Source organism: Stenotrophomonas sp. SY1 (genome assembly GCF_021202945.1).
Taxonomy (GTDB): domain Bacteria; phylum Pseudomonadota; class Gammaproteobacteria; order Xanthomonadales; family Xanthomonadaceae; genus Stenotrophomonas.
Genome location: NZ_JAJOYR010000001.1, coordinates 1,077,516 through 1,098,003, shown reverse-complemented (window position 1 = coordinate 1,098,003; position 20,488 = coordinate 1,077,516). Strand labels below are relative to the sequence as shown.

Sequence of the window (20,488 nt, the reverse complement as noted above, 5' to 3'; positions counted from 1 at the left end):
TTCCGAAACGTCAAACAGCCACCGGCGCCTTGATCGCCGGATGCGGGTCATAACCATCGATGCGGATGTCATCGAAGCTGAAACCGAACAGGTCGGTCACTTCCGGGTTCAACCACAGCTTCGGCAATGCGCGCGGTTCGCGCGAGAGCTGTTCGCGTGCCTGTTCGTAGTGGTTGGAATACAGATGCGCGTCGCCCAGCGTGTGCACGAAATCGCCCACGCCCAGGCCCGTTGCCTGGGCGACCATGTGGGTCAGCAGCGCGTAGCTGGCGATGTTGAACGGTACGCCGAGAAAGATGTCGCCGCTGCGCTGGTACAGCTGGCAGCTGAGCTTGCCGTCCACCACGTAGAACTGGAACAGGTTGTGACAGGGCATCAGCGCCATCTGCGACAACTCGCCCACGTTCCACGCACTGACCACCAGCCGGCGCGAATCCGGGTTGCGCTTGATCTCATCGACCAGCCACTGCATCTGGTCGATCTGGCGACCATCGGCCGTCGCCCAGCTGCGCCACTGCTTGCCGTAGACCGGGCCAAGATCGCCATTGGCGTCGGCCCATTCGTCCCAGATGCGCACCTGGTTGTCCTGCAGGTAAGCGATGTTGGTATCGCCCTTCAGGAACCACAGCAGCTCGTGGATGATCGAGCGCAGGTGCAGCTTCTTGGTGGTGACCAGCGGAAAACCCTGGTTGAGGTCGAAGCGCATCTGCCAGCCGAACACGCTGCGCGTGCCGGTGCCGGTGCGGTCGGACTTCTCGTTGCCGTGCTCCAGTACATGCTGGAGCAGATCCAGATACTGCTTCATGCCTTTTCTTCCAGCGGCAACACCGGCTGCAGCACCGGTGCACGACGCGACATCAGCAACAGCACCACGCCCAGCGCGATCAGCGGCAGGCTCAGGATCTGCCCGCGGGTCAGCCAGTCGAAGGCCACGTACACACCGTTGTCGGGCATGCGCACGAACTCGACCAGAAAGCGGAAGCTGCCGTACATCAACGCGAACAGGCCGGACACGGCGTAACGCGCGCGCGGCGTCATCGAGAACGCCCACAGCACCGCGAACATCACCAGCCCTTCCAAAAGCGCCTCATACAACTGCGAAGGATGGCGTGCGTACTGGTTGAGCAGGCCGGCGGCGTAATCCTGCTGGATCTGCGTACTGGACAGCAGCTGCTGCATGGTCGGCAGACCGGCGGGAATGTCCTGCAACGGCGCGTGCGGGAAGATCACGCCCCAACCGCTGTTGGTGAACTTGCCGTACAGCTCGCCACCGATGAAGTTGCCCAACCGGCCGAAGCCCAGACCCAACGGCACCAGCGGCGCGACGAAATCGATCGTGTCGAAGTAATGCAGCTTGTGCTTGCGGGTCCACCACCAGCCCGCGACCATCACGCCGAGCAGGCCGCCGTGGAAACTCATGCCGCCTTCCCATACGCGCAGCAGGATCAGCGGGTTGTCCAGGAACGCATCGGTTGCGTAGAACAGCATGTAGCCGATACGACCACCCAGCACGACGCCGAGCATCGCGTAGAACAGCAGATCGGAAAAACCGTTCATGTTCACGCCAGGCAGGCGCCCGGCAAGGATGCGGCTACGCCCCAACCACCAGGCGGCGGCGAAGCCCAGCAGGTACATGATGCCGTACCAATGCACATCTACCGGCCCCAGCGAGAAGGCGATGGGGTCTATGTCATGCAGATAGATCATGGAAGCATTGTCCGGCGAACGATCCCCTATTCTCGGGGCTGCATCCCCGGCGTCAACCGCCGGCTCAGCCGAGCAGCTGCGGCCGGTCAGGTAACTCGTTGCCGGTCGCGCGCTGCGGGTCCGGCGGAAAGTACTCGGCCAGCAGCTGCGAGACCTCGGCCACCGCCGCCAGTACCGCCGCTTCCCGGTCACCGTGCTGCAATTGCTCGCGCAGGTGCTCGCACACCAGTTGCCAGCGCTGCGTCTCCACCTGCGCACGCAGGCCGCGATCGACGACGATCTCGATGGCGTGGTCGGCCAGCAGCAGGTAGATCAGCACGCCGTTGTTGGCCTGTGTGTCCCAGGTACGCAGCACCGCGAACGCATGCTCGGCGCGCTGGCGCGGGCTTACGCCCTTCCAGATCGCCGACAGCGGCAGATCCGATTCCACCGCAAACATCACCTGACCGCCGTGCAGACGCTCGCCATCGGCGATCGCGTGGGCGATCCGGTCCAGGCTGGCTTCCGGGAACGCGGCCTGTGCCGTAGGCGCAAAAAGATGGCGCAACCAGCGCATCACCAGCTCCCCGAGGCGCCACCGCCTCCCGATCGACCACCACCACCGCCCCAGCCGCCACCGCCGAAGCCGCCGCCTCCACCAAACCCTCCGCCGCCAAAGCCGCCTCCACCCCAGCCACCACCGCTGGCGAAGCCGCCCCGCGAGGCATTGCCGAAGGACAGGAAGAACGCCACCAGCGCGGCAATGCCGCCGCCGACCATCGACAGCACCAGCAGGCCCACGCCACCGGCCACGGCCCCAGCGATCAGCCCGCGTATTGGCCGCGGCAGCTTGGACAGCAACAGGCGCATGACCACCGAAGCAAACAGGCCGATCATGATCGCCATGAAGAACACCTGGTCACCATCGCCGCCACCGTCGCGGTTGCTGGCCACCGGTGGCGGCAGCTCCTCGCCGTCGATCAAGCCCACCAGCGCACCGGTAGCGGCGGTGATGCCACCGGCGTAATCGTTCTGGCGGAAGCGCGGCACCAGGTACTCCTGGATCACGCGGTTGGCGATGGCATCGGGAATGGCACCTTCCAGTCCGTAACCAGGCTCGATACGCACCCGCCGGTCATCCTTGGCCACCACCAGCAACACGCCGTCGTCCACGCCCTTGCGGCCGATGGCCCATTGCTCGAACACGCGGGTGGTGTACTGGGCGATGTCTTCCGGCTGCGTGGTCGGCACGATCAGCACCTGCAACTGGCTGCCCTTGCGCTGCTGCAACGCCAACGCCTGTTGCACCAGCGCCTGTTTGCCGGCCGCATCCAGAGTGCCGGTGGTATCGACCACCGGCGAATCCAGCGCGGGAATCGGCGCCAGTTGCTGGGCGCCGGCCCAGCCCGCCCAGCCGAAGCCGAGCAGGCAGAACAGCAGCCACAGACGCGGCAGCAGCGCGCGCTTCACTGACCCAGGCTCACTGCGCCGGAGCCGGCGGCGGGCTCTGCTGCGGCTGCGCGGCCGGCTGCGGGCTGCCGAACTTCACTTCCGGCGGCTGCGCGATCTGCGCCTCGTTCTCCACGGTGAAATTGGGCTTGGCCGAATAACCGAACAGCTTGGCGGTGATCACCTGCGGGAACGAGCGGATGTAGGTGTTGTAGTCCTGCACCATCTGGATGTACCGGCCGCGCGCCACGGTGATGCGGTTTTCGGTGCCTTCCAGCTGCGCCTGCAGGTCGCGGAAGTTCTGGTCGGACTTGAGCGTGGGGTAGTTCTCGCTGACCACCAGCAGCCGCGACAGCGCACTGCCCAGCTCGCCCTGCGCCTGCTGGAACTGCGCCAGCGAGGCGGGATCATCTGCATTGACCTGGATCTGCCCGACCTTGGCGCGGGCGTTGGTCACCTCGGTCAGCACCTGCCGTTCCTGCTGGGCATAGCCCTGGACGGTGTTGACCAGATTGGGGATCAGGTCGGCACGACGCTTGTACTGGTTCACCACTTCGGACCAGCCGGCCTTCACCGCCTCGTCCTTCTGCTGGATGGCGTTGTAGCCACACCCGGAAATCGAGATTGCCGCAATGACAAGCAACATCAGGCGGAGGAACTGGCGCATGGTCGGGATCCTTGGACGGCAGGAGCGCCGAGCATGCCACGGCCGGTGTGCAGCGTGTGCATACGGCCCCGCCCGCAGGCACCGGCCAGATTCGCGCCATTGACGGGCCGCTCCCCGGCAACATGCCTGACGCAACCATCCCCGCCGTTGCCCCGGCCCTGAAACGACAAACCCCGCGTTCCGGAGAACGCGGGGTTTGTCAGAACATCCGGCTTACAGCCCAGTCACCGACGGGCTTACCAGTTGTCCGCACCCGGCACGTGATGGGCCTTGGCATTGCGGCGCATCAGCAGGTTCAACCATTCCACCAGCACCGAGAAGCCCATGGCTGCGTAGATGTAGGGCTTGGGCACGTGCACATCCAGGCCGTCCAGCACCAGCACCGCACCGACCAGCAGGATGAAGGCCAGCGCAAGCAGCTTCACGGTCGGGTTGGCATCGATGAAACGGCCCAGCGGGTTGGCCGCCAGCAGCATTACCGCCACCGCCAGCAGCACGGCGCAGACCATCACCGGCACATGGTCGGCAATGCCGACCGCAGTGATCACCGAGTCCAGCGAGAACACGATATCGATGATGGCGATCTGCGCGATCACCATGCCGAAGGACGATGCAACCTTGGTGGTGGTCGGATCGGCATCTTCACCGCCGCTGACCAGTTCGCGGATTTCCTTGATGCCCTTGTAGAGCAGGAACAGACCGCCCAGGATCAGCACCAGGTCGCGGATGGAAATACCCATGCCGGCCACGGTGAACAGGTTGCTCTCCATGTGCGCCAGATAGGCCAGCGAGATCAGCAGCAGAACACGGGTGATACAGGCCACCGCGATGCCGACACGACGCGCCAGCGGACGCTTTTCCTCGGGCAGGCGCCCGACGGCGATGGAGATGAACACCAGGTTGTCGATGCCGAGCACGATTTCCAGCGCACTGAGCATGAACAGGGTGACCCACACATTGGGGTCGGCAAGAAACTCAAAAGACATGCGAGCAATCCTTCAACAAAAACCGTACTACCACCGCCGCCCGGCAGGTGGTTTCAGAAAAGCCGGGGCGACAGGATCAGGCCCCAGCACAGCAGAACATTCATCATCAGCACGAACACCGCCGCCGAACCCATGTCCTTGGCGCGTCCGGCCATCACGTGATACTCCGGGCCGTAACGCTCGATGACGGCCTCGATGGCCGAGTTGGCCAGCTCCATCGCCATCACCAGCAACATCGAACCGATCAACAACGCGCGTTCCACCGGGGTTTGCCCCAGCCACAACGCCAACGGTGCCAACACCACGAACAGGCACACTTCCAGCCGGAACGAGGATTCGTGCAGCCAAGCGGCCCGCAAGCCCTGCCAGGACCACTTGGCGGCCTTCAGGATGCGCGCCGGCCCACGCGGCAGGTGCCCGGTCTGATCAGCCACGCAGCACCCCGCCAGGCTGGCCGAGAGCGTACAGAGAGGGGAACGGCAGCAGAACCGGCATCGGCATGACTCGGGGCCCGAAAATAATCCCCAATTTTGCCACATCCGCCCGGCACTTATTGGGAGCCCCAGATGGCGGCTCACCCTCAGCGGTAGCGCAACGTGGCAGTGGTGCCCTGGCCTAAAGTGCTGTGCAGGGTGATGCGCCAGCCGCAGCGTTCACATAGCCGGCGCACGATCGGCAGGCCAAGCCCGCTGCCCTGCGGACGCCCGGAGCCGGCGCGATAGAACGGGTCGAACACCTTGCCCAGCGCCTCGGCGCTGATACCTATGCCGGTATCGCGTACCACGACCGTACCATCGGTCACCCGCACCTCTACCTCCCCGGCATCGGTGTAGTGGCAGGCGTTGCGCAGCAGCTGCGCGATCACCACGTGCATCACCCCCGGCGGCGCCAGCAGCGGCTGCGGGCCGTCGACCCGCACATGCAGGCTGACCGGCTTGCCGGCCAGCAGCTCCTCGGCGGCCTCGGCCTCCTGCCGCACCACTTCGCCCACATCGAAGGTCTCCTGCTGCGGCTCCACTTCGCGGGCCAGCAACAGGAAGGCGTCAATGATCGCTTCCATGTCCTGCCCTGCACGGCGGATGCGCATCAGGCTGCGCTGTTGCTGCACGCTGATCTCCGGGTCGGCCAGGGCCATGTCGCTGGCCATGCGGATCACGGTCAGCGGAGTGCGCAGCTCATGGCTGGCATCGCGAGTGAAGTTGCGCTCGCGCGCCACATGTTCGGCAACCTTGCCCGCCATGGCGTGCAGGGCCAGCGCCAACTGCCGGCTTTCGCCCTGCACATCGGCCGGCAGCCGATCCGGTGCCAGCTCACTGGCGTCAGGATGACGCGAGTCCCAGCGCGCCACCCGCCGCGCCAGCCAGTTCACCGGTGATACCAGCCGCCGTGACACGCGATAGGTCCGCCAAGACACCGCGTGAACGGCCAGCAGCAGCAACAATGCCGGCATCACCCCCAGCCAGAAGGCGCCACGCTGGACCCGCGATTGCTGGAACACCAGATACAGCCGGCCAGCCGGTCGCTGGTCCACCAGCACCCATTGCCCGTCTGTGGTCAACGAATGAAATCCGGGCGCAAGTGGGCGCAGGTTGGCGGGCAGCCCTTCAGCCGATTGGTCCGGGCGCAGCAGATAACCGCGAATGCCGCGCGTATTGGGAGTGGCCTGCTCAGGCGTAGCTGCGTGCAGGGTCCAATAGTGCTCAGCCTCTTCATGCAAGCCCACGCTGACCAGCACCCGCGTTGCCACCGCAGTGAGCAGATAGGCGCCCAACAGCACTGCCAGGCTCGCCAGCAATGCCTGCACGATGAACGCGATCCGGATTTTGCGCGGCAAGCCGTACGCCATGTTGCTCCCCCTGAGCCACGGCGATTATAGGGAGCAGTGGGGCGCTACCGATCCGTATTCATAAAAAAGCCGCCACGTCAGTTGCCCGTGGCGGCCCTGAATGGCGGCGCGGATGCCGCTCAGCCCATCGGTTGACCGATGTCGGCGATGCGGTAACCAGCGCTCTGCACCGTGTGCAGCAGCGGCCGATCGAACGGTTTGTCGATGATCTTGCGCAGGTTGTACAGATGGCTGCGCAGCGTGTCCGAGTCGGGCAGACCATTGCCCCAGATTTCGCGTTCGATCTCCTGTCGCGTCACCACGCGCGGTGATTCGCGCATCAGGATGGTGAGCAGGCGCAGGCCGATCGGCGACAGCTGCAGCTCACTGCCGGCACGGGTGGCGCGCATGCTGACCGGATCAAGCACCAGGTCGGCCACCTTCAGCACTTCGGCGCCCACCTGGCGACGCTCACGACGGATCAAGGCTCGCAGGCGCGCTTCCAGTTCCTGGATCGCAAAGGGTTTGGTCAGGTAATCATCGGCGCCATAACCCAGCCCGGTGAGTTTGTCGTCGAGCGTGTCGCGCGCGGTGAGCATCAGCACCGGTGTCGATTTGCGCGCTTCATTGCGCAGGCGACGACATACTTCAATGCCGTCCAGGCGCGGCAGCATCAAGTCCAGCACCACCACGTCATAGCTGTTTTCTGCGGCCAACCGGTAACCATCCAGGCCATCGACCGCGTAGTCCACTTCGAACCCCTTGCCTTCCAGGTACTCACCGATCATCTCGGAGATATTGCGGTTGTCCTCGACGACCAGCACGAGCCCGGACGATTCCTTTGTCTGTCGCATGGAGCCTCCTCAGTCTTCAGCTTTGTGAAAGATGCCGTACGCCGAGTAGAAACGGTGTGAAGACTTCGCTACACATCAAGTTTCAATTGAAACAAAATCCCTCCCGCAGGCTTGGCGGGCCTCTCCCCTATGCTGGCAAGCCCGCCGACGCGATTTCTGCCATGCCCGCCTCGCCCTTCACCGCCTACCTGTACCCGGTGCTGTTGCTGGTTGCCAGCAACGTCTTCATGACCTTTGCCTGGTATGGCCACCTGAAGTTCAAGTCCGCTCCATTGACCACGGTCATCCTGATCAGCTGGGGCATCGCCTTCTTCGAGTATTGCCTGCAGGTGCCGGGCAACCGGCTGGGCAGCGCGGTGTACTCGGCGCCGCAGCTCAAGGGTATGCAGGAGGTGATCACCCTGCTGGTGTTCGCGGTGTTCTCGGCCACCTATCTGGGCCAACCGTTGAAGTGGAACCATTGGGCTGCGTTCGCGCTGATCTTGGCGGCGGTGCTGTTGATGTTCAAGGAGTAAGCCGGCAGCCTAATCGCAGGCTGGGACCACGCTTCGTTGCCCCGCCCTGCGCACATTGCCGGACCATGCCATCAGACAGCGGATGCCGAATCTCCGCGCAAAGAAAAAGGCCCCGTAATGCGGGGCCTTTTTCTCACTTGACTGCCGCCGGTTCCACGTACTGCTTGAACACTGCGTCGATCCTGGCTGTATCCACCGCCGCGCCATCCTTGACGGCCTCTGCCTGCTCGAACAGCGGAATGATCATCGCCATGCCGTCCAGCTTGGTCTTCAGATGCACACCCGGCGCCTTGCCCAGGAATCCATCCCAGCGCTGCCGCACCTGCGCCCAGAAGCCCGAGGTGCCCTTCCAGTAGGCGATCGCCGGCGAGAAATCGACCTCAGTGGTCTTGATGTAATCGTTGAAACCGAACTCGCGGGCAATCTCCACCTGGCTGCCGTCCGCATTGCGCTGCACCTTGGTGTTGAACTGCTCGTGCGTCCAGCCGTTCGGCGTGAGCGTATGCCGGTTCACCACCGCCAGCGCGTTGTAGTCGCTGCGCTTGGTGTACTCGCGGCGCGGCAACGGACGCCAGCTCAGGTCGCTGGTCCAGGTCGGCACGTTGTTGTCATAGCTCCACTTGCCGGTACCGCAGTATCGCGGCGCATCGCTGACCTCATACACGCACTGCGTCCACGCCCCCTGGTTGACCGGCGCCGGGATGGCGCGCACCAGCCAGGTCTGGTCGGCAGTGAACTCGAAGCGGTTGGGTGCTTCGTACACCCAGTCCTGGCGCCAATGCTTGGTCACGTGACCGCTTTTTTCGTCCACCAGCAGATGCTGCAGCACGATGCGTTGCGGCGTGTCCTCAACCACGATCACCACTTCATTGCCACCGCTGCGCATCGCCGGCGCGCGCTCGTAGCCAGGCTTAAGCAGCACGGTTTCGTCGAAGGCGAAATCCACGGTGTACTCGCCCTGCATGGCGAGGATGGCGTCATGGTCACGGGCGATATCGGCGGGCGATGCGCTGGCCGCACCGCTGGCGGCAGTGAGCAGCAGCAGGCTGGCGATGTGGAGCTTCATTGAGCGTTCCTTTGTACGTTGCGAAGAGAAATAGCCATCCGTGGCTTCCTGATCGATCCTTCGACCCGGCCCTGGAGAAGCCGGGGGAAACCCAGGGATTACCAGGACACCGACAGGCTGGCCGAAACCGTGCGACCCGGGTTGCTGTAACGATCGATGACGGTGCTGCCGGTCGCCAGCGTGGAAGTGATGCTGGACCAATCGATGTAGTTGCGATCAGCCAGGTTGAACACACCCACGTTGAACTGTGCACCGGGCGCAAACTCCCAATGCCCCATCAGATCAAGCACGCCGTAGCCAGCTGGGCGGTAGGTGGCATCGTCGGCCACGCGGCTCTTGCGCTGTGCAAACGTGCCGGCCAGCTCCACGCCCCATGCATCGCGGTCGTACATCAGGCCGACGGTGCCACGCAGCGGGTCCACCGAGTCCAGCGGCACGTCCTCGGTGCGGTTCTGGCCATGGGCCCAGGCGACGGCACCGCGCAGCGACCAACCTTCCAGCGCGGCACTGAGCTCGCCGAAGTCGACGCCGGCCTTCAACTCGGCACCATAGATGCGCGCTTCGGAAATATTCTGCGACTGGAACACCAGCAGCCCCTGCGCATTGCGGCCGACATTGCGCTGCGACTCGATGAAGTCCTTGTAGTCGTTCCAGTAGCCGCTGACGCTGACGTAGGCCGCAGGCGTCAGGTAACGCATGCCCAGCTCCAGGCCATTGCTCGTTTCCGGCTTCAGGTTCGGATTGGGAATGGCGGTGTAGCCGAACATGACGTTGGTGAAACCCAGGTTGACGTCGTTGTACGGCGGCGAGCGGAAGCCATGCGAGTAGCCGGCGAACAGCGACCACTCGTCGTCGAAGCGCCACACCATGCCCAGCTTCGGCGACACGCTGGTCTTGTTCAACGAGGCCACTTCCATGCCCGGGTTGTCCTCGCGGAAGATCGCATCGACCTCCGGCTTGAGCCGGTAGTGGTCCACGCGCAGGCCAGGCACCAGCGACAGGCGGCCATCGGCCATGCGCATTTCGTCTTGCACGTACAGGCCCAGCTCGGTGGTCTTGCTGATCGGGAAGTCACGCACCGGGAACGCGTCGGGCAGGATCGTGGTGCTGGTGCTGCCGTTGGCCAGCACCTGGAAGCCATCACGCTTCTGGCGGACCTCGGTCCACGCGCCATCGAAACCCCAGGTCAGCGCGTGCTCCACGCCGCCGGTCTGGAAGCCTTTGTTGAACTGTGCCTGTGCACCGTACACGCGCTGGTCGAAGTTGAATTCACGATGACGACGGCTGCCATTGGTACGGCCTTCGTTGGTGATCTGCGTGGTCTCGCTGTCCTGGCGGTACACCTGCCAGCGCAGGCTGTCGGCCACCGCCCAGTCCAGCACGTCCATTTCGTGTGCGAACGAAACGCGTGCCCGCGTCTGCTTGTCATGCGCGGTCATGCTGGTGGTGGTCCGCGCCGACGGCGTCGGGTGCTTGTCGTTGACGGCGGAGTACACATCGGTATCGGTGATGTCCTCATTGCCTTCCACGGTCAACCGGAAACGCTGGTTTTCGTCCGGCGCATAGACCAGCTTGGACAGCACGCTGCGGCCGTCACGTTCCTGCGGATTGGGCGCGGTGCGGGTGTAGTCCTTCGTGCGCACGTCACCCTTGTTGCCGGTTTCCTGGCCCTGGCGATGATTGACGTTGACCATGCCGCTCCAGCGCTCGCCGCCGAACGCCATGGTGGCGCTGCCGAGCAGCCCCTGCCAGTCGCCGTCGTAGCCGAACTTCAAACCGGCATAGCTGTTCTTGTCATCGGCCAGGTAGTCGGCCGGGTCCTTGGTGACGAAGGCCACCACGCCGCCCAGCGCATCGGAGCCGTACAACGAACTGGCCGGACCGCGCACGATCTCCACCCGCTTGAGGGTTTCCAGATCGGTGAAGTTGCGGTTGGCATTGGCGAAGCTGCCGATGTCGAAGCTCTTGGGCATGGCGATGCCGTCGGTCTGGATCAGCACGCGATTGCCGTCCAGCCCGCGGATGCGAAAACCACCCAGGCCGAAGCGCGCCGCACTGCGGGTGACGGAGACGCCGGGTTCATAACGGACCAGGTCGCTGATGTCCTGCACCAGCTGCTTGTCCAACTGCTCGCGATCGATCACATCGACGGTGGCAGCGACATCGCTGACCGCCCGCTCGGTGCGGGTGGCGGTGACCTGGACGCGGTCGAAGTCATGCGTATCGGCGACGGCAGCGCCTTCAGCATGGACAGGAGAAGACAGCACCGCCCACAGGGCGGCACTCAGGACAGTTGGACGGATCATGGACGCCAGGAATCGTTGGGTAAAGGAAACCCTTGGCGATGCGACCGGGTTGCAGGGCAACCCGGCCGCGGCCAAGGGGGGAGAAAGATGTGCGATTCAGGCGGGCATGGCGCGGTAACGCGCCGGCTGGCGGGGAATGCGAACCCGGAATGAGGTGGCGCCGACTACTCGGCGCCGATCACTTGGTCAGGATCAGCTTGTCGTTGCTGGTATGACGCAGGCGATAGAACTTGTCGCCGTGCTGGATGACGATTTCACGTTGGCCCTTGAGCAGGGCGCCGCTATCGATCACGCCGTCGGCCGACATCAACTGGGCCGGACGTTGCGGCAGGTGGAGCGTACGGGGGCGGAGCAGGACGGGCTGAGCGGACATCATCGTGATTCCGTGCTGGGGACGGAGTTGATGATAATGATTCTCAATACCAAATCAAGACCCATTCTCAATTTTTTACGCGTGCCCCGCCCGGTGCAGGGTCAGGGAACCGCTGGCGGCCCGGCTTCGGGCCGAGCCGCCGTGTCCGAACCACCCGGCAACGACCCGCTGCGGTCAGGCGAAGATGGCCTCGATCTGCTGCCAGGCTGCCTCGTCCACCCGCGCCAGCACATCCAGCGCACGCAGGTTTTCCTCCAGCTGCGACACCCGGCTGGCGCCCAGGATCACGCTGGACACATGCCGATTGCGCAGGCACCAGGCGATGGCCAGCTGCGCCGGTGATTCGCCCAGCTCCGCCGCCAAGGCGGTGAAGCGACGCGCCTTGCCCACCCGGTCGTCGGCCGGTTCACCCAGCACCGAGGCCTGCAGCCACTCCAGCGACGGCTGGCCCAGGCGCGAATCGGCGCTGATGCCGTCGTTGTACTTGCCGGTCAGCAGGCCCGAGGCCAGCGGTGACCAGATGGTGGTGCCCAGGCCGGCATCGGCATACAGCGGCGCGTACTCCTGCTCGACGCGCTGGCGGCGCAACAGGTTGTACTGAGGCTGCTCCATGCTCGGTGCGTGCAGATGATTGGTGCGGGCGAAGGCCACCGCTTCGGCGATCTGTTCAGCGGACCATTCGGAGGTTCCCCAGTACAGCACCTTGCCCTGGCGGATCAGGGTGTCCATGGCCAGCACGGTTTCACCGATCGGGGTTTCCAGGTCCGGGCGATGGCAGTAATAAAGGTCCAGATAGTCCACCCGCAGGCGCTTGAGCGCGGCGTGGCAGGCGTCGGTGACGTGCTTGCGCGAAAGCCCCCGCTGGGTCGGTGCCGGCTCCTCGGCCGAACCGAAAAACACCTTGCTGGACACGCAGTAACCGTCGCGCGGCAGGCGCAGGTCGGCGATCACGTCGCCCATCACCTGCTCGGCCCGGCCCTTGGCGTAGCCCTCGGCGTTGTCGAAGAAGTTGACCCCGTTGTCCCAGGCTGCGGCAATTAGGTTGCGCGATTCGTCGCGGCCAATCTGGCTGCCGAAGGTGACCCAGGCCCCGAAGGACAACGCGGAAAGTTGCAGGCCGGACGACCCGAGACGGCGATATTGCATGGCTGGCTCCTGAGTTTCGATCCGCGCGCGAGCGCGGACAGGGGCCGCAAGTGTAACCGTGACTATTGGCACGATAGCCCCCCAGACCTTGCCGATACCGGCGCAATCAGGGCAATTGGGAACATCTGCGCCAGCAATTCTTGCCCGGCATAGGCCGCTGCTCTAGGCTTGCGTCTTTTGCGGGCACGCCCGGGGATTCATCATGGTCGAAGGTTTGGGCAGGATCGGCTTCGGCCTGTTCGGCCTGGCGGTGCTTATTGGCATCACCTGGCTGTTCTCCAACAACAAGAAGGCGGTGGACTGGAAGCTGGTTGCGACCGGCATCACGCTGCAGATCGCCTTTGCCGCGCTGGTGCTGCTGGTGCCTGGTGGTCGTGACGTATTCGACTGGCTGGGCAAGGGTTTCGTCAAGATCCTGAGCTTCGTCAATGAAGGTTCCAACTTCATTTTCGGCAGCCTGATGGACGTACCCAAGTACGGCTTCATCTTCGCCTTCCAGGTGCTGCCGACCATCATCTTCTTCTCGGCGCTGATGGGCGTGATGTACCACCTGGGCGTCATGCAGGCCATCGTGCGGGTGATGGCCGCGGCCATCACCAAGGTGATGCGCGTGTCCGGTGCCGAAACCACCAGCGTCTGCGCCAGCGTCTTCATCGGCCAGACCGAGGCGCCGCTGACCGTGCGCCCGTACATCTCCAAGATGACCCAGTCCGAGCTGATCACGATGATGATCGGCGGCATGGCGCACATTGCCGGTGGCGTGCTGGCGGCGTATGTCGGCATGCTCGGTGGCGGTGACCCGACCGCGCAGGCGTTCTACGCCAAGCACCTGCTGGCCGCTTCAATCATGGCCGCCCCGGCAACGCTGGTGATCTCCAAGCTGCTGGTGCCGGAAACCGGCACGCCGCTGACCCGTGGCACGGTCAAGATGGAAGTGGAAAAGACCTCCTCCAACATCATCGACGCCGCCGCTGCAGGCGCCGGCGACGGCCTGCGTCTGGCGCTGAACATCGGTGCGATGCTGCTGGCCTTCATCGCCCTGATCGCGCTGCTCAACGCGCCGCTGACCTGGATCGGCGAAGTGACCGGCCTGGCCCAGGCGATCGGCAAGCCGACCAACCTGGCGACGATCTTCGGCTACGTGCTGGCACCGCTGGCCTGGGTGATCGGTACGCCGTGGGCTGATGCCACCACGGTCGGCTCGCTGATCGGCCAGAAGGTCGTGATCAACGAGTTCGTGGCGTACATGGACCTGTCTGAGATCATCAAGGGCAACGTCCCGGGCGTCACCCTGAGCGAGGAAGGCCGTCTGATCGCCACCTACGCGCTGTGCGGCTTCGCCAACTTCAGCTCGATCGCCATCCAGATCGGCGGCATCGGCGGCCTGGCCCCGGACCGTCGCCAGGACCTGGCCAAGTTCGGCCTGCGCGCTGTGCTCGGTGGCACCATTGCTACCCTGATGACCGCTACCATCGCCGGCGTTCTGACCCATTTCGGCTGATTCATCAGCCACCTTAGAGACGTAGATTCCATGAGTTCTGTTGTCGTTGCCGGTTCTTTCAATGTCGACCACGTCTGGCGCTGCGATGCCCTGCCCGCGCCAGGGGCGACCATTGCCGGGCGTTACAGCACCGGCCCCGGCGGCAAGGGCTTCAACCAGGCCGTGGCGGCCCGTCGCGCGGGTGCCGACACCAGCTTCGTCTGCGCCTTGGGCGAGGATGCCGGTGGCGCCCTCGCCCGCCAGCTGGCCGCCGCTGACGGCATCAGCCTGATTGCCGAAGCCAGCAGCGAACCCACCGGCACCGCCGGCATCTACGTCGATGGCCGTGGCCGCAACTCCATCGTGATCGGCGCTGGCGCCAATGCCTCGCTGAGCACGGCATTCATGACCGCCAACGCCGCACTGCTCGGCAACGCCAAGGTGCTGCTGGCGCAGCTGGAATCGCCGGTGGAATCGATTGAAGCCATGCTCGGCCTGGCCCGCGAGGCCGGCGTGCTGACCATGCTCAACGCCGCCCCGGCCAACGCTCCGTCCAGCATCGGCCTGCTCAAGCTTGCCGACGTGCTGACCCCGAACGAAACCGAGTTCGCCGCCCTGCTTGGTCGCCATGTCGGCGAGCGCCTGGAAGCGGACGACGTGGCCGCGCTGGATGGCGCCAGCCTGCATGCGCTGTGCCGCAAGCTTTCGGGCAACACCGTGGTGGTGACGCTGGGCGCGGTGGGTGTGTTCGTCTCGCACGACGAGGACAGGCTGCGTGGTGACAGCCAGCCGTACTACCGCGTCGCGGCCGAGTCGGTGCAGGTGGTGGACACCACCGGTGCCGGCGATGCCTTCAACGGCGCGCTGGCAGCGTCGCTGGCGCATGCCCCGGAAGCGTCCTTCATCAAGCACGTGCGTTTTGCCAACCAGTACGCCGCCCGCTCCACCGAGCAGGAAGGCGCGGCGCTGTCGATGCCGCGGATGACCCCCGCCGACGTCTGATCCGCCGTTCATTGTCGAACCCAATGACGGCCCGGAAACGGGCCGTCATGCTGTTCAGCCGCTGCCGCATGGCAGGGCAACTACAATACGCAGATGCAGATCGGCCCCTACACCATCGCCCCCAACGTGGTGCTCGCCCCCATGGCGGGCGTCACCGACAAGCCGTTCCGCCAGCTGTGCAAGCGGCTGGGCGCGGGCTTGGCTGCGTCGGAAATGACCATCAGCGACCCTCGCTTCTGGAACACCCGCAAGTCCATCCACCGCATGGACCATGCCGGCGAACCGGCACCGATCAGCGTGCAGATCGCCGGCACCGAGCCGCAGCAACTGGCCGATGCGGCGCGTTACAACGTCGACCACGGCGCGCAGATCATCGACATCAACATGGGCTGCCCGGCCAAGAAGGTGTGCAACGCCTGGGCCGGCTCGGCACTGATGCGTGATGAGGCACTGGTGGCGCGCATCCTCGAAGCGGTGGTCAATGCGGTCCCGGTGCCGGTCACTTTGAAGATCCGCACCGGCTGGTGCGCCGACGTGCGCAACGCACCGACCATCGCCCGCATCGCCGAGGACAGCGGCATCGCCGCGCTGGCCATCCACGGGCGCACCCGCGACCAGCACTACACCGGCCAGGCCGAGCACGACACCATCGCCGGCATCAAGGCGACGCTGCGTATCCCGGTGCTGGCCAATGGCGACATCGACTCGCCACAGAAAGCCGAGCAGGTGCTCAAGCACACTGGCGCCGATGCGGTGATGGTCGGCCGCGCCGCGCAGGGCCGGCCGTGGATCTTCCGCGAGATCGCCCATTACCTGGCTACCGGCGAGCAGTTGCCGCCGCCGACCTTGCAGGAAGTACGAGACATCCTGCTCGGCCATCTGAACGACCTGCACGGCTTCTATGGCGAACCGCAGGGCGTGCGCATCGCGCGCAAACACCTGGGCTGGTACGCCAAGGACCGGCCCGAGAATGCCGCCTTCCGCGCCGTGGTCAACGCGGCCGAAAGCGCCGATGCACAGCTTCGCCTGACCCGCGACTACTTCGATGCGCTGATCGCCGGAGAAACGCCGGCACTTTCACCAGCTGCCTGAGCGCCTGCGCTGAAAAGCAAAGCGCGGTCCCGACTGCGGTGCCATGCACTCCGCCGAAAACAAAAAGCCCGCCGTGATGGCGGGCTTTGCTGTTCAGAACGTCACACCAGATCCGGGTGTCGGTCCACCAGGACCTGCTTGCGCTGCTGCAGCTCATCGATCTTGGCCTGCAGGCCGTCGATCCGCGCGTCCAGGTCGTCGACGCTGGCTTCGATATGGTCGTAGGCCTCCTGCAGCAGCTCGCGCGCCTCGTGCCGACTTGACGCGTTGGGCGTGTCGCCATGCAGCGGCCGGTTGGCGGTCTCGCGCATCAGCCATGCCGTAGCCAACCCGACCACCGCCACCACCATCAGGTAGTAAGCCGGCATCATCAGGTCGCCGGTGGTTTCCACCAGCCATGCCGCTGCGGTCGGTGTCACGCCGCAGATGATCACCGAGATGTTGAATGCCGTGGCCAGCGCGCTGTAACGCACGCGGGTGGGGAACATCGCCGGCAAGGTTGAAGCCATCACCCCGATCAGGCAGTTCAGCAGCACCGCCAGCAACAAAAGGCCGACGAAGATCAGGCCGATGTTGCCGCTGTTGATCAGATGGAATGCCGGTATCGCCGAGACCAACAAGCCGATGCTGCCGGCGGCGATGAACGGCCGGCGGCCGATGCGATCACTGGCCCAGCCCACCACCGGCTGCACGAACAGCATGCCGATCATCACCACGATGATGATCAGCACGCCGTGATCCTCGGAGTAATGCAGGTTGTGCGACAGATAGGTCGGCATGTAGGTCAGCAGCATGTAGTAGGTCACGTTGGTGACCAGCACGATGCCCACGCAAACCAGCAGCGAGCGCCAATAACGTGTGACGATCTCCTTGAAGGAAATCCTCGGCGCGCTGCCCACCGCATCCTGGTCTTCCTTCTCCATGCGCTCCAGCTGCTCGGTGAAGGCCGGCGTTTCTTCCGCGGCATGGCGCAGGTACAGGCCGATCAGGCCCAGCGGCGCAGCGAGGAAGAACGGCACCCGCCAGCCCCATTCCAGGAAGCGGTCCTCACCAAGGATGCTGCTCAACACCACCACCACGCCGGCACCGAGCACGAAGCCGGCGATCGAACCGAAGTCCAACCAGCTGCTGAGGAAACCGCGTTTGCGGTCCGGCGCGAACTCGGCCACGAATACCGCAGCGCCGGTGTATTCCCCCCCCACCGAGAAACCCTGCGCCAGCTTGCACAGCAGCAGCAGGATCGGCGCGAGGATGCCGATGCTTTCATAGGAGGGAATCAAGCCGATGCAGAACGTGCTGATCGCCATCAGGATGATGGTGGCCGATAGCACTTTCTGCCGCCCGAACTTGTCGCCCATCACTCCGAAGAACACGCCGCCGAGCGGGCGCACCAGGAACGGCACCGAGAACGTGGCCAACGCGGCGATGGTCTGCACGCTGGGCGATGCATCGGGGAAAAACACCTTGCCAAGGGCATAGGCAACAAAGCCGTAGACACCGAAGTCGAACCATTCCATGGCATTGCCAAGCGCGGCGGCGGTGACGGCTTTTTTGACTTTGCCCTTGTCGATGACAGTGATGTCTTCGATCTGGAGCGGTTCATTGCGAATAGCGGAATCACCTGCTGACATACAGGACCAGTCCTCCCGTTACTGAGTGGGATGCGTGCGGGGCCTGGACGGAGGGTTCCTGCGCAGGCCGTAATGCGCACGAATGAATGACCCGCGGCATGCGCCACGGGAACGGTCGGGGACAGAAAGAACCAGGAACAGTGCCTGGAAAGGCGGAATGCCGGCTGTCCGGGTATCAGGGAATGAAGGCCCTGCGCGAAGCGCTTGAGATACCGAGCCGGCGTATTTTACGCAGGCAACTGTTAAGAACCGTTAAAGCGCGCCGTCACGCGCATTCATTCCAAAGCCAGCATGTTCAACGCGCCGCACTGCGTCGTGCGGATACAACCACGTCGCGCATCACCAGTACCAGCGCGGTCAACCCGCAACCCAGCGCATAACAAGCAACATCGCCCCAGGAAAACGTGTTGCCGATGACGGTGTACATCACGTCGCCACGCACGAAACCCAGCCGCTCGGCCACGCCGAAGTACTGCGCGAACTCGATGCCGCAGGCGAACACGAACACCGCCAGCAACAGCGCAAAGTCGTTCACCCGCAACACGCTGTACACGGCGGCATAGAGAAGCACCACCACCAGCACATCGCCAAAGTACCCGCGTATCCACGATGCATGCGGAACGCGGGTGGCGATCAGCACTTCCATCACGAACGCCGCCAGCGCAAGCAGCGCATGCCACGCGCTGAAGCCGATGCGCGGCGTGCGCTCAGCCGTCGTCATCGCGCCACTCACCGCCAGTTCGCATTGGCTTCCCAGAACGCCACCGCACGCCGGTAGGCATCGCGGTCGATCGGCACGCCGGAGCCGCCTTCCTCCACGCCCAGTGCATTGCGCATCATGGTGATCGGCGCCATCGGGATCTCTTCCGCTGTCGCGGTGTACAGGCAACCGACCACGCCCCAATCGGCGTCGATAGCGGTGCCCTCCTTGGCCATCTGCTCACGGTCGTACAGGATCACCACCAGGTACTCGGCCACCGGCGGCTCCACGCCTTCGAACCAGCGCACCAGCACCGGCAGCTCCTCGCGCGTGCGCGCCTCATAGGCCGAGCGCAGCAGATGCCGGTTGTCATCGGTGACCGGCACGGTCAGGCAGCGGGTGCTGGTCCAGTTGCGATAGACGAACAGCTTGCAGAACGGCGCGTAGCCATCGATCACCTTGTCCGGCGCATGCGCGTTCAGGTACTGCTCGAATGCCTCGGCGCTGATATCGCGGATGGTGTTGGGACGCGGTGTGCGCGGGAACAGCCGGGTGCGGGCAAAGGAGGTGAGATGAATCGACATGGCGCAGCCTTGCGGGAAACGCGCCATTGTCGGTGATTGGCCACGAATGTAGGAACCGCAGCAACCGCGAAGCCGGCGGAACGGCCGCTGGCACGGCCAGGCGTGCAATTGCCTGCAGGTCGGCAGTTGGCAGCATGGCCAGCTTCACGGCTGACGCCGTCCCAACGGTCACGCTCGCAACGGTTGCACATCCATCTTGATGGAGAGATATAATGCCGCCATCCGTGATGCCCGGCCCTCTTCATGACCGCGATCAGCTTCGAGTTCTACCCGCCCAAGACCGACGACCAGCGCGCCCAGCTGGACCGTACCGCCGCCAAGCTCAAGTCCCACGCGCCCGAGTACGTGTCCTGTACGTTCGGCGCCGGTGGCTCGACGCTGAGCTACACCTCCGAGACCGTGCGCCACCTCAACCAGCACCACGGGCTGCAGGCAGCGCCGCATCTGTCCTGCGTCGGCGGCACCCGCGAGGAGATCCGCGAACTGCTCAAGCTGTACCGCGCCATTGGCGTCAAGCGCATCGTCGCGCTGCGCGGCGACCTGCCCTCGGGCATGGGTTTCCCGGGTGACCTGCGCTATGCCTCGGAGCTGATCGCCTTCATCCGCGCCGAACATGGCGACGCTTTCCGCATCGAAGTCGGCGCCTATCCGGAAACGCATCCGCAGGCCAGCGACGCACTGGCCGACCTGCGCCACTTCAAGACCAAGATCGACGCTGGCGCCGACGCGGCCATCACCCAGTATTTCTACAACGCTGACGCCTATTTCCACTTTGTTGACGCGGCGCGTCGGCTGGGCGTGGAGGTGCCGATCATTCCCGGCGTCATGCCGATTTCCAACTTCAGCCAGCTGCGTCGTTTCTCCGAACAATGCGGCGCGGAAATTCCGCGCTGGATCGGCAAGCGCATGCAGGCCTTCGGCGATGACGCCGATTCGGTCCGCGACTTCGGCGCCGATGTGGTCGCCAGCCTGTGCGAACGCCTGATCGCCGGTGGCGCACCTTCGCTGCACTTCTACACGCTCAACCTGGCCAAGCCCACCAACGCGGTGCTGCAACGTCTGCGCAGCGCCTGATCGATTACGCGGCCGCCGTCGCTTCCTGTCCACAGGGGCAGCGGCTACCCTT

The 20,488-nt window shown here is 64.6% G+C and carries 21 protein-coding genes; 5 read left to right on the top strand and 16 right to left on the bottom strand.

Annotation, left to right across the window (positions count from 1 at the left end; all coding sequences use genetic code 11):
- Window positions 1–10: 10 nt before the first annotated feature.
- The 9 genes from LR961_RS04390 to LR961_RS04350 all read right to left on the bottom strand — a co-directional run bounded on the left by LR961_RS04390 (window position 11) and on the right by LR961_RS04350 (window position 7,467).
- On the bottom strand, window positions 11–805 hold the full coding sequence (locus tag LR961_RS04390) for a thymidylate synthase (protein ID WP_232147225.1): 795 nt from the start codon (window positions 803–805) through the stop codon (window positions 11–13).
- Entirely contained in the window at window positions 802–1,707 is a 906-nt protein-coding gene (gene lgt, locus LR961_RS04385; RefSeq protein WP_232147224.1) for a prolipoprotein diacylglyceryl transferase, read from the bottom strand. The genes LR961_RS04390 and lgt overlap by 4 nt, the downstream gene beginning before the upstream one ends.
- A 64-nt stretch (window positions 1,708–1,771) precedes the next feature.
- The gene (locus LR961_RS04380) at window positions 1,772–2,263 is read right to left on the bottom strand and encodes a TPM domain-containing protein (RefSeq protein WP_232147223.1); all 492 of its coding nucleotides are present in this window, start codon (window positions 2,261–2,263) and stop codon (window positions 1,772–1,774) included.
- Window positions 2,263–3,156, bottom strand: coding sequence for a TPM domain-containing protein (locus tag LR961_RS04375; RefSeq protein WP_232147222.1), 894 nt, complete (start codon window positions 3,154–3,156; stop codon window positions 2,263–2,265). Before LR961_RS04375 ends, LR961_RS04380 begins: the two co-directional genes overlap by 1 nt.
- Before the next feature lie 10 nt (window positions 3,157–3,166).
- Window positions 3,167–3,802 (bottom strand): LemA family protein, encoded by a 636-nt coding sequence (locus tag LR961_RS04370; protein ID WP_232147221.1) that lies wholly within the window; start codon window positions 3,800–3,802, stop codon window positions 3,167–3,169.
- 236 nt (window positions 3,803–4,038) lie between these two features.
- On the bottom strand, window positions 4,039–4,788 hold the full coding sequence (locus tag LR961_RS04365; protein WP_232147220.1) for a TerC family protein: 750 nt from the start codon (window positions 4,786–4,788) through the stop codon (window positions 4,039–4,041).
- A 53-nt stretch (window positions 4,789–4,841) separates the two neighbouring features.
- Window positions 4,842–5,222, bottom strand: coding sequence for a diacylglycerol kinase (locus tag LR961_RS04360; RefSeq protein ID WP_232147219.1), 381 nt, complete (start codon window positions 5,220–5,222; stop codon window positions 4,842–4,844).
- A gap of 146 nt (window positions 5,223–5,368) precedes the next feature.
- A complete protein-coding gene (locus tag LR961_RS04355; RefSeq protein WP_232147218.1) occupies window positions 5,369–6,634 on the bottom strand; it encodes a HAMP domain-containing sensor histidine kinase in 1,266 nt (421 codons plus the stop codon).
- 119 nt (window positions 6,635–6,753) lie between these two features.
- The gene (locus LR961_RS04350; RefSeq protein ID WP_057633435.1) at window positions 6,754–7,467 is read right to left on the bottom strand and encodes a response regulator transcription factor; all 714 of its coding nucleotides are present in this window, start codon (window positions 7,465–7,467) and stop codon (window positions 6,754–6,756) included.
- Window positions 7,468–7,628: 161 nt separating this feature from the next.
- Here LR961_RS04350 and LR961_RS04345 point away from each other — a divergent pair, with 161 nt between their 5' ends.
- Window positions 7,629–7,982, top strand: a complete 354-nt coding sequence (locus LR961_RS04345; RefSeq protein ID WP_232147217.1) for a DMT family protein — start codon at window positions 7,629–7,631, stop codon at window positions 7,980–7,982.
- Between the two features lie 133 nt (window positions 7,983–8,115).
- Here LR961_RS04345 and LR961_RS04340 read toward each other — a convergent pair whose 3' ends face one another.
- From LR961_RS04340 to LR961_RS04325, 4 genes are all read right to left on the bottom strand, one after another.
- Window positions 8,116–9,048 carry a DUF6607 family protein gene (locus LR961_RS04340; RefSeq protein WP_232147216.1) on the bottom strand — a complete coding sequence of 311 codons (933 nt, stop codon included), beginning with the start codon at window positions 9,046–9,048 and terminating at the stop codon, window positions 8,116–8,118.
- Between the two features lie 98 nt (window positions 9,049–9,146).
- Window positions 9,147–11,354, bottom strand: a complete 2,208-nt coding sequence (locus LR961_RS04335) for a TonB-dependent hemoglobin/transferrin/lactoferrin family receptor (protein ID WP_232147215.1) — start codon at window positions 11,352–11,354, stop codon at window positions 9,147–9,149.
- A gap of 178 nt (window positions 11,355–11,532) precedes the next feature.
- Complete coding sequence (locus tag LR961_RS04330) at window positions 11,533–11,727, bottom strand: hemin uptake protein HemP (RefSeq protein WP_232147214.1); 195 nt, start codon at window positions 11,725–11,727, stop codon at window positions 11,533–11,535.
- Between the two features lie 174 nt (window positions 11,728–11,901).
- Window positions 11,902–12,873, bottom strand: coding sequence for an aldo/keto reductase (locus LR961_RS04325; protein ID WP_232147213.1), 972 nt, complete (start codon window positions 12,871–12,873; stop codon window positions 11,902–11,904).
- 202 nt (window positions 12,874–13,075) lie between these two features.
- On the opposite strand from LR961_RS04325, the gene LR961_RS04320 reads away from it, so the two are divergent.
- From LR961_RS04320 to dusB, 3 genes are all read left to right on the top strand, one after another.
- Window positions 13,076–14,374, top strand: a complete 1,299-nt coding sequence (locus LR961_RS04320; protein WP_232147212.1) for a nucleoside transporter C-terminal domain-containing protein — start codon at window positions 13,076–13,078, stop codon at window positions 14,372–14,374.
- Between the two features lie 30 nt (window positions 14,375–14,404).
- The gene (locus LR961_RS04315; RefSeq protein ID WP_232147211.1) at window positions 14,405–15,355 is read left to right on the top strand and encodes a ribokinase; all 951 of its coding nucleotides are present in this window, start codon (window positions 14,405–14,407) and stop codon (window positions 15,353–15,355) included.
- Window positions 15,356–15,448: 93 nt separating this feature from the next.
- Complete coding sequence (gene dusB, locus LR961_RS04310; protein WP_232147210.1) at window positions 15,449–16,447, top strand: tRNA dihydrouridine synthase DusB; 999 nt, start codon at window positions 15,449–15,451, stop codon at window positions 16,445–16,447.
- A 101-nt stretch (window positions 16,448–16,548) separates the two neighbouring features.
- Here the strand turns inward: dusB and proP are convergent, their stop codons facing one another.
- The 3 genes from proP to LR961_RS04295 form a co-directional block, all read right to left on the bottom strand.
- Window positions 16,549–18,078, bottom strand: a complete 1,530-nt coding sequence (proP, locus tag LR961_RS04305; RefSeq protein WP_232147209.1) for a glycine betaine/L-proline transporter ProP — start codon at window positions 18,076–18,078, stop codon at window positions 16,549–16,551.
- 295 nt (window positions 18,079–18,373) lie between these two features.
- Window positions 18,374–18,799 carry a DUF2809 domain-containing protein gene (locus LR961_RS04300; protein WP_232147208.1) on the bottom strand — a complete coding sequence of 142 codons (426 nt, stop codon included), beginning with the start codon at window positions 18,797–18,799 and terminating at the stop codon, window positions 18,374–18,376.
- An 8-nt stretch (window positions 18,800–18,807) separates the two neighbouring features.
- A complete protein-coding gene (locus LR961_RS04295) occupies window positions 18,808–19,362 on the bottom strand; it encodes a DUF3228 family protein (RefSeq protein WP_232147207.1) in 555 nt (184 codons plus the stop codon).
- Between the two features lie 243 nt (window positions 19,363–19,605).
- Between LR961_RS04295 and metF the strand changes: the two genes are divergently transcribed.
- Window positions 19,606–20,436, top strand: a complete 831-nt coding sequence (gene metF, locus LR961_RS04290) for a methylenetetrahydrofolate reductase [NAD(P)H] (RefSeq protein WP_232147206.1) — start codon at window positions 19,606–19,608, stop codon at window positions 20,434–20,436.
- Window positions 20,437–20,488 lie beyond the last annotated feature (52 nt).

Coding starts and splice junctions, on each gene's coding strand:
- LR961_RS04320 (WP_232147212.1), top strand. CDS start 13,076: ATGGTCGAAGGTTTGGGCAGGATCGGCTTCGGCCTGTTCGGCCTGGCG.
- dusB (WP_232147210.1), top strand. CDS start 15,449: ATGCAGATCGGCCCCTACACCATCGCCCCCAACGTGGTGCTCGCCCCC.
- LR961_RS04345 (WP_232147217.1), top strand. CDS start 7,629: ATGCCCGCCTCGCCCTTCACCGCCTACCTGTACCCGGTGCTGTTGCTG.
- LR961_RS04335 (WP_232147215.1), bottom strand. CDS start 11,354: ATGATCCGTCCAACTGTCCTGAGTGCCGCCCTGTGGGCGGTGCTGTCT.
- proP (WP_232147209.1), bottom strand. CDS start 18,078: ATGTCAGCAGGTGATTCCGCTATTCGCAATGAACCGCTCCAGATCGAA.
- LR961_RS04390 (WP_232147225.1), bottom strand. CDS start 805: ATGAAGCAGTATCTGGATCTGCTCCAGCATGTACTGGAGCACGGCAAC.
- LR961_RS04365 (WP_232147220.1), bottom strand. CDS start 4,788: ATGTCTTTTGAGTTTCTTGCCGACCCCAATGTGTGGGTCACCCTGTTC.
- LR961_RS04380 (WP_232147223.1), bottom strand. CDS start 2,263: ATGCGCTGGTTGCGCCATCTTTTTGCGCCTACGGCACAGGCCGCGTTC.
- LR961_RS04325 (WP_232147213.1), bottom strand. CDS start 12,873: ATGCAATATCGCCGTCTCGGGTCGTCCGGCCTGCAACTTTCCGCGTTG.
- LR961_RS04340 (WP_232147216.1), bottom strand. CDS start 9,048: ATGAAGCTCCACATCGCCAGCCTGCTGCTGCTCACTGCCGCCAGCGGT.
- LR961_RS04350 (WP_057633435.1), bottom strand. CDS start 7,467: ATGCGACAGACAAAGGAATCGTCCGGGCTCGTGCTGGTCGTCGAGGAC.
- LR961_RS04330 (WP_232147214.1), bottom strand. CDS start 11,727: ATGTCCGCTCAGCCCGTCCTGCTCCGCCCCCGTACGCTCCACCTGCCG.
- LR961_RS04295 (WP_232147207.1), bottom strand. CDS start 19,362: ATGTCGATTCATCTCACCTCCTTTGCCCGCACCCGGCTGTTCCCGCGC.
- LR961_RS04355 (WP_232147218.1), bottom strand. CDS start 6,634: ATGGCGTACGGCTTGCCGCGCAAAATCCGGATCGCGTTCATCGTGCAG.
- lgt (WP_232147224.1), bottom strand. CDS start 1,707: ATGATCTATCTGCATGACATAGACCCCATCGCCTTCTCGCTGGGGCCG.
- LR961_RS04370 (WP_232147221.1), bottom strand. CDS start 3,802: ATGCGCCAGTTCCTCCGCCTGATGTTGCTTGTCATTGCGGCAATCTCG.
- metF (WP_232147206.1), top strand. CDS start 19,606: ATGACCGCGATCAGCTTCGAGTTCTACCCGCCCAAGACCGACGACCAG.
- LR961_RS04315 (WP_232147211.1), top strand. CDS start 14,405: ATGAGTTCTGTTGTCGTTGCCGGTTCTTTCAATGTCGACCACGTCTGG.
- LR961_RS04300 (WP_232147208.1), bottom strand. CDS start 18,799: ATGACGACGGCTGAGCGCACGCCGCGCATCGGCTTCAGCGCGTGGCAT.